Here is a 12,066-nt window from a genome sequence, read left to right as displayed (position 1 = left end):
CGCTCAATGAGGTTGAACGGAGGCCGGCGGGTGGCGCCGGCCTGCTTTTCAGCTTCGGGGCGGTGTTACCAGCCGCGGCGCTTGACGCTCTTCAGCTGATTTTCCAGGTCGGCCAGCGCGTCGGTGGCCGACTGCTTGCCCGAGAGCACCGCGTGCGACGCGTTCCAGAATGCGCTGGAAACGCGGTTATACTTGTCGCCGGTGGGTCGCGACGGGCGGGCGACCGCGTTGACGAACGTGTCGTAGAGCGAGCCGAAGAACGGGTTGGCGGCGAGCACTTCCTCGTCCTCGTAAAGCGCCTTGATGGTGGGGTTGTAGGAGGCTTCGATGGCGCGCCGCTTCTGCTCCTTCTCGGAGGTGAGGTAGCGCACCAGATCCGCCGCCGCGTCTTGGTTGTCCGAATATTTGGCGACGGCCAGCTGCCAGCCGCCCAGCGTGCCGGTGGACTTGCCGTCCGCGCCGCCCTTGGGCAGCGCCACCACGCCGACCTTGTCCTTCACGGGGCTGTCCGCCGAATTGGCCAGCGCCCAGGCGTAGGGCCAGTTGCGCATGAACACCGCATTGCCGGACTGGAAGACGCCGCGCGCCTCTTCCTCGGCATAATTGAGGACGCCTTCCGGCACGATCTCGTTCATCCACGAGCCGGCCTCGTCGAGCGCCGCAATCGCCTGCGGGTTGTTGATGGTGATCTCGCCGTTCGCGTCGATGATTTCGCCGCCGCCGTAGCTGTCGACCCACTCCAGCGCGTTGCAGGTCAGCCCCTCATAGGCACGGCCCTGGAAGACGTAGCCGTACATCCGGTCGTTGCCTTCGTCCCGTTCTGCCTTCTGGATCTTTGCCCCGGCGTCGGCCATGTCCGACCATGTGGTCGGCGGCGCCATGCCGTGTTTTTCCAGGAGATCCTTGCGGTAGTACAGAACGCCGGCATCGGTGAACCAAGGCATCGCCTTCAGCTCACCGTCGATGGTGTTGTTTTCGACGATGGCGGGGAAATGCGCGTCCTGGGCACCGTCGGTGTAGGGCGCAAGATCGATGAAGTGGCTGCCGAGGATGCCGGGCCAGATCACGTCGATTTGATAGACGTCGATGTCCGAACCGCCGGCGGACAGGATCTGCTGGTAGAGCGCCAGCCGCTCAGTGGATGAGTTCGGCGTCGAGACGATCACCACCTCGTTGCCGGTGTCCTTGGCCCAGGCTTCGGCGCCGGTGCGGCAAAGCTCCAGCTCCTGCCCCACTGCACCGCAGGAAATGGACACTGTCGCAGCTTGCGACGGCGTCACGGCGAACGCAGAGAAGACGGTGAATGTGGCACCCGCGAAAACAGCGCCAAGGTAGCGGTCGATCCGCCTCATAAAACTCTCCCCCAATATGCTTTTGATCCCGCAGATTGTGCAGGTCGGCTGCTCTGTGGCAGTCTCATGGGGAGACATTAGGGGACTGCCTTACTTCGTCAATACTGAAATTCTCTAGGCGTTATTTGTATCAGGCGCAAAATAAGTGCAGGCCGCGCCGCCTGATGGCGACGCGGTGGCGTGAAATCCTTCACGGTCGGTCAGAAACGGTGCGGTTCAGCCGTTCGTGCTGTCGTCCTGCGGTGCAGGCTGCTGCGGGCCGCGCGGGCCGCCCTTGCCGAACCTGCGGCCGCGGTCGTCACGGCCGATCTTGCCATCGCCGTTGCGGTCCATCTTCTCGACCACAGTGCCGAACTGGTCATCGATCTCCACGGCGGTGATCGTCGCGTCGCCGTCCTTGTCGAGATGCTGGAAGCTGCGGACCATCGCCTGGCGGGTGAGGTCGAGCCAGATCGTCTCGAATTCGCCGAGGGTGACGCTGCCATCGCCGTTTGCGTCGCCAAGCTCGACCTTCACGTTGATGAAGGCGTCGATCTCGTCCTGGGTGAGCGAGCGGTCACCGTCGGTGTCGGCCGCTTTCATCAGCGCCGGCATGTCGACCACCGCCATCACCGGGCCGAAGGGGCCGCGTGCACCGTGGCGACCGCCCGGACCGCGCCGGCCGTGCCGCATGCCGTGGCGCTTGCCATGCCGCTCGCCGCGTTCACCGCGCTTGCCGTGGCGCTTGCCGTGATCGCGGTCGCCGCCATCCATATGCACGAGGCTGACGCCGTTTTCGGCCCCGCCTGGCATCATCGCTGCCGGTGTCAGCTGCGCTGCGCCCGCAAGGGCCGCGCCAGCCACGGTGAGCCCGGCTGTGACGATCACCACTTTGCTCGGAAAGTTCATGTCTGACATCCTTGTCTGGTTTCGGGCGGTGTTGCCCGCCGAGACCTGAGATACGAACGTCCGCGCCCGAATGTGTGTCGGCGTGAGGCGAGATTGTCGCCGTCTGTCGCAACCTGCCAATCTGCGACAGATTGCGACAAATTCCCTGCATTCACCGCCAGATTTCCCGCTATCGCTGAAACATGACCGAACCGCACATCCTCATCGTCGACGACGCGCGCGACATCCGCGAGCCGCTGGGCGCCTACCTGAAGGCGCAGGGCCACCGCGTCAGCCTTGCCGCGGACGCAGCCGCCGGCCGTGCCGCCGTGCAGGACGGTGCCATCGACCTCGTCGTGCTCGACGTGATGATGCCCGGCGAAAACGGCCTCTCGCTTTGCCGCTGGCTGACGGCGCGCGGCGGTCCGCCGGTCATCCTCCTCACCGCGATGGCCGACGAGGCCGACCGTATTGTCGGCCTTGAGCTTGGCGCCGACGACTATGTGGTAAAGCCCTTCAACCCGCGCGAGCTTCTGGCCCGGATCCGCGCGGTGCTGCGCCGGGTGCCCGGCCAGCCCGCCGCATCCGGGGACGGTCCGGTGATCTTCGCCGGCTGGCGCTACGACCCCGCGGCCCGCACCGTTTCCCGCCATGGCGCGGAACCCATCAGCCTCACCACTGCCGAGGTGCGGCTTCTCTCGGCGCTGGTGGAGCGCCCCGGCCAGATCCTCACCCGCGACCAGCTCCTCGACATCACGCAGGGGCGCGAGGCAAAGGCCTACGACCGCGCCATCGACAATCAGGTCAGCCGGCTGCGCCGCAAGCTGGAGGACGACCCCAAGCAGCCCGCCATCATCGTCACCGAATGGGGCGGCGGCTATCGCCTCGCGCCAACGGTGACACCGGACGAAACGCCGTGAGGCTTGCGCGGCCCCAAAGTCTTGCCGGCCAGCTGATCCTCATTCTGGCGCTGGCGCTGGTTGCGGCCAACGTCGTCGCGCTGGCGATCCTCAATTTCGAACAGAGCCGGTTTGCCCGCGAGGCGCGCCGCGGCTTGCAGGTGGAGCGGATCGTGTCGCTGCTGCCGATCCTCACCAACGTCCAGCCGGACATGCGCCGCGAGATTGCGCGCGCCGCATCCAGCCCGTTCAGCCGCCTCACGGTGGACCCGAGGCCGCTCCTCGCCCGAAGCGACACGAACGCGCGCACCACCGCCCTCCTTCAAACCCTGCGCGACGCTCTGGGTGACAGTGCGGCTGACGCGCGGATCGCCGTCAGTGATGGTCCGGAGCCACGGCGCGACCGCGGCCGGTCCCACCGCCATGGCCGCGAACGCGATGACGGCGATCGGCGGCCCCGGCGCGGCGGCCCGCGCGATCGGCGCGGCCCGCCGCTGCGCCTCACCCGGGTCGAGGCATCGGTGCCGCTGGGCGATGGCACATGGCTCAACGTGATCCAGCGCCGTCCGGACTGGGCGCCGCCCGTTGTCAGCGGGGCGGTGGTGTTTGCGCTCGCCCTGTCGCTGGTGGCGGTGCTGATCGTCGGCCTTGGCTTCATCCGCCGCATCACGCGCCCGCTCAACCAGTTGGCGCGTGCTGCGGCGAGGGCAGGGGCGGGGGACCGTGCCGCCCGCGTTGCCGAAGCGGGCCCGCGGGAAGTCCGCAGCGCCGCCGCGGCCTTCAACGCCATGCAAACCCGCATTGCGGCGTTCGATGCCGAACGCGCCCGCACCATCGCCGCCGTCGGCCACGACTTGCGCACACCCATCACATCACTGCGCATCCGCGCCGAAATGCTGGACGACGCCACCCGCGACGCCATGGTCCGCACGCTGGAAGAAATGCGCGTTATGGCCGACGGCCTGCTCGAATGGGGCCGCAACGAAGCCGAGAGCGAACCTGCCGCCACGGTGGACATCGCAACCATATTGCAGGGTCTGTGCGCCGACGTGCCGGACCACACCTACGAAGGGCCGCAGACCTTTACCGTCCCCGGCCGTCCGGTATCGCTGTCGCGTGCCTTCGCCAACATTCTGGGCAACGCGCAGCGCTATGCCGGCGGCGCCACCGTGCGCATTGTAGCTGCCGGAGACACCGCCGAAATCACCGTGACCGACAAGGGCTCCGGCATCCCGCCGGAGCAGCTGGACGCGGTGTTCGAGCCTTTCACCCGGCTGGAGGAAAGCCGGAGCCTTGAAAGCGGCGGCGCCGGCCTCGGCCTCTCCATCGCCCGCACGATCCTGCGCGCCCATGGCGGAACGGTCACGCTCGCCAACGGCGCGGAGGGCGGCCTTGTGGCCACCATCCGCTTGCCGCTCGCAGCGTCATCGCCAGGGCGCGAACGCTAGCCTTTGCGTGAGCGGCGCGTGCAGCCGGGACCGCGTGCCGTCAGCGCGGGGCCATCCGGATGGCCCCGTCGAGGCGGATGGTTTCCCCGTTGAGGAGGCCGTTGTCGATGATTGCCATTGCCAGCGCGGCGTACTCGTCCGGTCGGCCGAGGCGCTGCGGGAAGGGCACCTGGGTGCCGAGCGAGTTCACCACCTTCTCGCCAAGGCCGATCAGCATTGGCGTTTCGAAAATGCCGGGCGCGATGGTCATGACCCGGATGCCGAACTGCGACAGGTCGCGCGCCAGCGGCAGGGTCAGCGCTGCAACACCGCCCTTGGATGCCGCATAGGCCGCCTGCCCGATCTGCCCGTCGAACGAGGCGACGGAGGCGGTGTTGATGATGACGCCGCGGGTGCCGTCGTCGTCAACGGTCTCGGTGGTGGACATGCCGAGCGCCGACAGGGCTGCTGCCCGAAACGTGCCGACGAGGTTCACGTCGATGACCTTGGCGAACATGTCGAACGGGTGCGCCGCGCCGCGCGACACGGTCTTTGCCACCGGCGCGATGCCGGCGCAGTTGACCAGAATGCGTTCCTGCCCATGGGCGGCGCGCGCAGCCTCGAAGCCGGCCTTCAGGCTGTCTTCGCTGGTCACGTCCACCTTCACGAACACGCCGCCGATTTCCTCGGCAATGGCCTTTCCGGCGTCCTCGGTCATGTCGAAGAGGGCGACCTTTGCGCCCGTGGCGGCAATGGCCCGTGCGGTGGCCGCGCCAAGGCCCGATGCACCGCCGGTGACGACGGCCGCAACCGATTGGTCAAGCTTCATGTCTGCGCTCCTGTTGTGGGTCCGGGTGTAGCGCAGGCGTCGCCCGGCGCAAATGGCGACGGACGGCGATGGACGGGCGCGCAAACCCGGCTACCATCGGCGCCATGAACCAGTCCCGCATGCCGCATCGCCGCCCGTCCGCTCCGTCCGCCATTTTGCCGGCGGGCGCGTGCGACGCGCACTTTCACATGTTCGGCGACCCCGCCGAATTTCCGTTGTGGGAGGGGCGCAGCGAAAGCCCCGCCCCCGGCACGCTGGACGACTGGGTCGAGCGGGTGAAAACCCACCTCGAAACGCTGGGTTTTGCACGCGGCGTGCTGATCCAGTCGCTCATGTATGGCAACGACAACAGCGTCACCACCGCCGCGCTGAAGCGGCTTGGCCGCAAGAATTTCCGCGCCGTCGGGCTCGTTCCTGCCGATGCGGATGGTGCCACCCTCGATGCCCTCAAGGCGGAAGGCTACGCCGGTATCCGGCTCAACTACGACCGCTGGGGCATTTTTGCGTTCGACGCTGTGGCGGGGCTGGCGGACAGGCTTGCCGAACGGGACATGCACATCCAGATGCTGCTCCAGGCGCCGCAACACATGGCGGCGGCGGGCCAACTGATCCGCAGGCTGCCGGTGCCGGTGGTGATCGACCACATCGCCCAGCCCGACATCGCCGCAGGCATCGACGCACCGGGCTTCGCGCTGCTGCGCCAGCTGGTGGCTGAAGGGCTGGTCCACGTGAAGCTGTCAGCCCTCTTCCGCAGTGCAGAATCCCCCTACACTGACGCGGACCCGTTTGTCGCCGCACTGGTGGCGGCCAACCCCGAGCGTTGCCTCTGGGGCAGCGACTGGCCGCACATCATGCTGGGTGAGCGGCCGATGCCGGATGCCGGGCACTTGCTGGACGCCTTCCTGCGCGTGGTGCCGGACCCGCCGGCCCGCCAGCAGATCCTCGTCGCCAACCCTGCCCGGCTCTACGGCTTTGCCTGAGCCATCGCGTCTCGGGCCGAGCCCGGGGCGACCGCTTCGGCGAGAAGGCAGGCAGTATCCCCGTCGACGATGATGCCGCGCGCGACACCGCTGGCCAGAATTGCCCGCGTTGCGTCGATTTTTTCTGCGCCGGCCGCCAGCACGACCGTGGTGGCCCTGCGCAGATCCTCGAACCCGACGGCGATGGTGCGGTGGTTGAGCTCGTGCGGCACCGGCCATCCCTTCGCATCGAAGAAGATCCCGTTGGTGTCGCCCACAGCGCCCGCGTCGCGCAGTGCGGTCAGCTCCTGTTGGCTGATCATGTCCTGCCGGCGCAGCAGCGAGGTTTCGGTGAGTTCGCCGACGGAAATCATCGCAATGTCGGTGTAGCGGGCAAGCTCCAGCGCCTTTGCGACGGTTTGCTGGGCAAGCAGCGTATCGCGGTCCTGCGGCGTGTCGGCAATGAAGGGGACGGGCAGGAAGAAGCCGTCACCCCCCGTCGCCTGCGCCAGCGACTGGACCACCTCGAACGGGTTGAAGGCGGAATTGGCGGTGAGCGATCCCATCAGGCTCACGAACCGTGCCTTGGGGGCGCTGATCCCCGCCATCTGCTTGCTCATCTGCGCCAGCGTCCGGCCCCATCCGGTGCCGACCACGGCATCCGGCCTGGCGTTCAGCGTCTCGCGCAGATAACGCGCGGCGGCAGCCCCCACCGCCCGGATCGGCAAGGCGCCCAGCTGCGGGTTTGAGGCGCGCTCCACATCGCTGAGCCCGTAGGCCGGGGTCGCGATGCAGAAGTCCAGACCGAACGCCGCGCGGATCGCCTCCTCCACCGGCAGGAGGCCGATATCGTTGGCGTTGATGGTGATGGAGACCAGCCCGCTTTCCCGCGCCTGTTGCAGGAGGCGGTTCACCCGCGCGCGTGACAGGCCCATTCGCCCGGCGGCAGCCTCCTGATTGAGGCCGGCCACATAATAGAGCCAGGCGGCTCGGGTCATCAGCTGAATATCGGAAAGTTCGGACATAACAATCTCTTAGCGCACGGGTTCGGACGCGCAATGATTTTTGTCCTGAGCAGATGTAATTGAGATTGACAATTGTTCGCGCTGATGTAGCATCAATGCACGGTCAGAGAGCCGTGGCGATAACAATGAAACCGTCCGGGAGGACATTGATGAACAAGCTCACCCTCACAGCGGTGCTGGCTACGGCCGTCACCATGACGGCCACCGGTGCCTCCGCGTTCGACGTGGCCTGGGTCCATTCCAACGCAGCGGCCCAGTCCGAGCAGCGCGTGAAGGCCGGCTTCCAGGAATGGCTGGACGAGAGCGGCAAGGACTGGAACGTGTCGTTCCTCGACTCCGGCGGCTCCGGCGAAGCGACCGCCTCCAACCTGCAGGATGCAGCGTCCCGCGGCGTGGACGCCATCATCATCACCATGTCGGATCTGCGCGCCTCCCGCGCTGCGATCCAGGTCGCGCTCGACGCCGGCATCCCGATCTTCTCGGTCGACAGCGGCTTCATCGACGGTGTGATGGTCGACATCACCACCAACAACTGGGCCATGTCCGCCGACGTGTCCCCCTACCTGCTCGACGAGATGGGCGGCGAGGGCAACCTCATCTTCCTGCGCATGGCCGAGCACCACGGCACCCGCAAGCGCGGCGACGTGATGGCCGACGTGCTGAAGGAGTACCAGGGCGTCAACGTGCTGGCCGAGCACAACATCGACTACACGGCCTTCTTCGAAGACACGACCCGCACCATGCAGGACTATGTCGCCCGCTTCGGTCAGGACATCACCGCCGTATGGGCGCCGTGGGACGAGCCTGCACAGGCTGCCATCAACGTCATGAAGGCATCGGGCCTGTCGGACGTGAAGGTCATCGGCATTGACGGTCATCCCCAGGCCGTCGCCGAAGTCTGCAAGCCTGATTCCATGATGATCGCCACGGTCAGCCAGCCGTTCGAAGGCATGGGCGAGCAGGTCGGCGAATGGATCACCGCCATTGTGGAGGACGGCAAGGCGAAGGAAGACGTCATCCCGTCGAACACCGTCTACATGGACGCGCCGCTGGTCACCAAGACCAACTGCGCAGAGTTTCAGTAACACTCCCCGAGTGAACTTACGGGTCCGGCCTGGCCGGGCCCGTATTCTTCTTTCATCAATCGAACGATTGGACGGGCCATGAGCGTGCGCCTGAACGAGATCGTCATGGAATTTCCCGGCAGCCGTGCGCTCGACCGGGTGAGCGTCGACTTCAGGTCGGGCGAGGTCCATGGGCTGATCGGCGAGAACGGGGCGGGCAAGTCCACCCTGATGAGCATTCTGGCAGGAACCCGTCACCCCACCGACGGTACCGTCGAGATTGAAGGGAAACCCGTCCGCTTCGATTCTCCGCGCGCTGCGCTGGGCCTCGGTATTGCCCTTGTGAGCCAGGAGGGCAGCCTCGTCCCCTCGCTCACCGGCGCGCAGAACATCCTGCTTGGCGACGAGCCCCGTATCGCAGGCACCATCATCCGCCAGGGCGCAGTCCTGAAGCGCGCAAGAACGCTGCTCGCCGACTGGTTTCCCGGCATCGATATCGACCTTTCGGTGCCCGTCGAGACGCTGGACGTCGCCGAGCGCAAGGTGATCGAGATCGTCCGCGCGCTCCGTTCGGACGTGAAGTTTCTCATTCTGGACGAACCGACCGCGACGCTCCAGAGCCGCGAGAAGAAGATCCTCTGGGAGATCATCAGGAGCCTGCCCGGGCGCGGCATCGGCGTGATCCTCATCAGCCACTTTCTGTCCGAGGTGCTGGCGCTGTCGGACCGGATCACGGTTTTGCGCGACGGCGCGCTCGTCGGCACCCATCCGGCGTCCGAGATGACCGAGACGCGGATGGTCGATCTGATGCTGCGCCGCACCGGCGACAGCGCCGGCAAGGCGGCCAACCGCCAGTCCGCCGCCCGGACCGGCAACCCCGTTCTGACGGTGAAGGACTGGAAGGTCGGGACGGTCAACGTTGCGCATTTCGATCTGCATCCGGGCGAAATCGTCGGCCTCATCGGTCTGACTGGCGCCGGCCATTTCGGCTTTGCCCGCTCGCTCTACCAGCGGCTCGGCGTGACATCGGGCGAGATCGCCATTGGCGGCGAGGCTGTGGCGCGCCCGAGCCCCCGCGCCATGGAGCGCCGCGGCGTCGCCTTCGTGCCCGACCACCGGATGGAAAATGCTCTGGTGGCCGACGGCACCATCACCGAAAACCTCTCGATGGTGCATCCCGAAACCTGCGCCACCGCCGGCGTTCTCTTCGGCGGTCGCGAGACGCGCGAGGCGCGCCGGATCATCGACCTTCTCAACGTGCGCACCACCGGGCCGGGGCAGACCATCAAGACGCTGTCGGGCGGCAACAAGCAGAAGGTCTCGCTCGGCAAGTGGCTCTACGGCGCCGAGGACCGTTACCGCGTGATGATCTTCATCGAGCCGACCGAGGGCGTCGACGTTGGCGCCAAGCAGGAAATCTACCACCACATCCGCGCGCTGGCGGACAAGGGCGCCGCGATCCTGATCGCATCGTCCGACCTTCTCGAGATCGAGGACGTCACCGAGCGAGTCGTGCCGTTCGTTGCCGGCCGCGCCGGCGCCGACATTCTGGCCGCCGACTTTTCCGAAGCGACCTTCATCAAAGCCATGGCAGGAGACGCCGCGTGAGCGACACCATCGCACCCACCAGCGAGCAGCGCCAAAGCCGGATCAACAAGGACTGGCTGCTGCGCTATTCGACGCTGATCGTCCTCATCTTGATGTTCATCGGCTTCTCGCTGTTCGTCGACCGCTTCATGTCGGTCTTCAACCTCACCAACATCCTGCAGCAGATCTCCATCCTCACCATCGTCGGCGCCGGCCTCACCTTCGGCTTCGCCGCCAAGGAGATCGACCTTTCGGTCGGCTACACCGTCGGCCTTGCCGGCATCCTGACGCCGCTCCTGCTGGTCTCCGGCTACTCGCTCCCCGTGGCGTTCGGCGCCTCGCTGGGCGCGGGCATCCTCGTCGGCCTCGTCAACGCACTGCTGGTGACGAAGATCGGCATTCCCTCGCTGATCGCAACGCTTGCCACCGGCTCCATTCTCTTCGGCATCAATTTTCTGCTGACCGAAGGACGCGCGATCTACGGCGGTCTGCCGGATGCGTACATGGTTCTGGGGCAGGGGCGGATGTGGGGCATCCCCAACCTCACCTTCTTCATGATCGGCGCCGTCGCCATCGCCTGGTTCGCCATGGAGCGCACCACCTTCGGCCGCTACATCTATGCCGTCGGCGGCAACGCCAAGGCGGCGGAACTTTCGGGCGTGCGCGTCACCTTCTACCGGATGATGTCGCTGGTGCTGGTCGCGCTGTTTGCCGCCTGCGCCGGTGCGCTGCTGGCCGCCCGCCTCGGCTCCGGCCAGCCCAATGTCGGCGAGCGCTACCTGCTCGACGGGCTCGCCACGGTCTTCATCGGGATGACCATGTTCCGCCCTGGCACCGCCACCGTCATCGGCACCCTGTGCGGTGCGCTCTTCATCGGCGTCATCAACAACGGGCTCAACCTTGTCGGGATGGACACCTACGTCCAGAACATCATGAAGGGCCTCATCATCATCGTCGCGGTCGCGATCGTGTCGCGGTCCACCAAGCTCAGCATCCTGTGAGGCATTCATGACCATGTCCGTGGCCGGGAAGGCCCCGGAGGCCGGATCGAACTCCGATCTCATCGGCCTCTACACCCAGATGCGCCGGGTGCGCACGTTCGAGGAGCGGGTCGGCGAACTGTTCGTCCGCGGCCAGAGCGCCGGCTCCATGCTCCACCTGTCCATCGGCGAGGAGTCGGCCGCCGTCGGCGTCTCGTCCGCCATGAAGGACGGCGACACCTTCACCACCCACCACCGCGGGCACGGCATCTTTCTCGCAAGAGGCGCCGACCCCAAGCGGATGATGGCCGAGATTGGCGGCAAGGAGACCGGTTACTGCCACGGCAAGGGCGGCTCCATGCACATTGCGGACATGAGCCTTGGCCACCTCGGCGCCAACGCCATTGTCGGCGGCGGCATTCCGGCCGTGGTCGGCGCGGGGCTCGTTGCCAAGCGCCGCAACACGGGCGCCGTCTCCATCGCGTTCTTCGGCGATGGCGCGATGCAGCAGGGCATCCTTTACGAGAGCATGAACATGGCGGCCCTCTGGGATCTGCCGGTGGTGTTCGTGTGCATCAACAACCAGTGGGGCATGGGCACAAGGATCGACCAGGCGACCCGTTCCACCGAGCTTCACAAGCGCGCCGAAGCCTTCGGCCTTGCCGCCGAAACCGTCGACGGCATCGACGTTGAGGCCGTGCAGGAGGCCGGTCAGCGGATCGTCGATGGCGCCCGCGCGGGCAAGCCCGGGTTCCTGGCGATCAACGTCTACCGCCACTTCGGCCACGCGCGGAAGGACAAGAGCCCCTACCGCACGCCGGAGGAAGAAGATGCCGGCCGCGCGCTCGACCCGGTCAAGCGCGCCCGCGAGCAGCTTCTGGAGGCCGGCCGCTCCGAGGAGGAGCTTGCCGCCATCGACGACGCGGCGGCCACCGAAATGGACGCCACCATCGACTTTGCGGTCGAGTCCGACGAACCGGCGCTCGACAGCATGTTCCGCGACGTGTTCGCCCCCGGCGAGGCGGAGCCGGAACCCGTGCGCACCCGCATCGACCGCATTCTGGCAAGGGACTGACC

At 66.7% G+C, this 12,066-nt stretch carries 11 protein-coding genes; 7 read left to right on the top strand and 4 right to left on the bottom strand.

Translation table 11 applies throughout. The features are described 5' to 3' along the window. Positions 1 to 65 precede the first annotated feature (65 nt). Together RDV64_RS06165 and RDV64_RS06160 are read right to left on the bottom strand one after the other, a co-directional pair. Positions 66 to 1,352 (bottom strand): ABC transporter substrate-binding protein, encoded by a 1,287-nt coding sequence (locus tag RDV64_RS06165; protein WP_309198396.1) that lies wholly within the window; start codon positions 1,350 to 1,352, stop codon positions 66 to 68. A gap of 216 nt (positions 1,353 to 1,568) precedes the next feature. After that, positions 1,569 to 2,240 (bottom strand): hypothetical protein, encoded by a 672-nt coding sequence (locus RDV64_RS06160; RefSeq protein WP_309198395.1) that lies wholly within the window; start codon positions 2,238 to 2,240, stop codon positions 1,569 to 1,571. Between the two features lie 182 nt (positions 2,241 to 2,422). On the opposite strand from RDV64_RS06160, the gene RDV64_RS06155 reads away from it, so the two are divergent. Both RDV64_RS06155 and RDV64_RS06150 read left to right on the top strand, forming a co-directional pair. Continuing rightward, positions 2,423 to 3,139, top strand: coding sequence for a response regulator transcription factor (locus tag RDV64_RS06155; protein WP_309198394.1), 717 nt, complete (start codon positions 2,423 to 2,425; stop codon positions 3,137 to 3,139). After that, on the top strand, positions 3,136 to 4,566 hold the full coding sequence (locus RDV64_RS06150; protein ID WP_309198393.1) for an ATP-binding protein: 1,431 nt from the start codon (positions 3,136 to 3,138) through the stop codon (positions 4,564 to 4,566). The genes RDV64_RS06155 and RDV64_RS06150 overlap by 4 nt, the downstream gene beginning before the upstream one ends. Positions 4,567 to 4,606: 40 nt before the next feature. Here the strand turns inward: RDV64_RS06150 and RDV64_RS06145 are convergent, their stop codons facing one another. Then, positions 4,607 to 5,374 (bottom strand): SDR family NAD(P)-dependent oxidoreductase, encoded by a 768-nt coding sequence (locus RDV64_RS06145; protein ID WP_309198392.1) that lies wholly within the window; start codon positions 5,372 to 5,374, stop codon positions 4,607 to 4,609. A 68-nt stretch (positions 5,375 to 5,442) separates the two neighbouring features. Here RDV64_RS06145 and RDV64_RS06140 point away from each other — a divergent pair, with 68 nt between their 5' ends. Beyond that, complete coding sequence (locus RDV64_RS06140) at positions 5,443 to 6,354, top strand: amidohydrolase family protein (RefSeq protein WP_309198391.1); 912 nt, start codon at positions 5,443 to 5,445, stop codon at positions 6,352 to 6,354. Here the strand turns inward: RDV64_RS06140 and RDV64_RS06135 are convergent. Next, positions 6,339 to 7,358, bottom strand: a complete 1,020-nt coding sequence (locus RDV64_RS06135; protein WP_309198390.1) for a sugar-binding transcriptional regulator — start codon at positions 7,356 to 7,358, stop codon at positions 6,339 to 6,341. The two genes, RDV64_RS06140 and RDV64_RS06135, sit on opposite strands and share 16 nt — an antisense overlap. Before the next feature lie 149 nt (positions 7,359 to 7,507). Between RDV64_RS06135 and RDV64_RS06130 the strand changes: the two genes are divergently transcribed. From RDV64_RS06130 to RDV64_RS06115, 4 genes are all read left to right on the top strand, one after another. Beyond that, positions 7,508 to 8,443 carry a substrate-binding domain-containing protein gene (locus tag RDV64_RS06130; RefSeq protein ID WP_309198389.1) on the top strand — a complete coding sequence of 312 codons (936 nt, stop codon included), beginning with the start codon at positions 7,508 to 7,510 and terminating at the stop codon, positions 8,441 to 8,443. A gap of 78 nt (positions 8,444 to 8,521) precedes the next feature. After that, on the top strand, positions 8,522 to 10,030 hold the full coding sequence (locus RDV64_RS06125; RefSeq protein WP_309198388.1) for a sugar ABC transporter ATP-binding protein: 1,509 nt from the start codon (positions 8,522 to 8,524) through the stop codon (positions 10,028 to 10,030). Further along, the gene (locus RDV64_RS06120) at positions 10,027 to 11,010 is read left to right on the top strand and encodes an ABC transporter permease (RefSeq protein ID WP_309198387.1); all 984 of its coding nucleotides are present in this window, start codon (positions 10,027 to 10,029) and stop codon (positions 11,008 to 11,010) included. The genes RDV64_RS06125 and RDV64_RS06120 overlap by 4 nt, the downstream gene beginning before the upstream one ends. A gap of 7 nt (positions 11,011 to 11,017) precedes the next feature. Then, complete coding sequence (locus RDV64_RS06115; RefSeq protein WP_309198386.1) at positions 11,018 to 12,064, top strand: thiamine pyrophosphate-dependent enzyme; 1,047 nt, start codon at positions 11,018 to 11,020, stop codon at positions 12,062 to 12,064. Positions 12,065 to 12,066 lie beyond the last annotated feature (2 nt).

The sequence above is a fragment of the Acuticoccus sp. MNP-M23 genome (assembly GCF_031195445.1).
Taxonomy (GTDB): domain Bacteria; phylum Pseudomonadota; class Alphaproteobacteria; order Rhizobiales; family Amorphaceae; genus Acuticoccus.
Note: the sequence above shows the minus strand (reverse complement) of the source record. Positions and strands in the feature narration are given on the sequence as shown.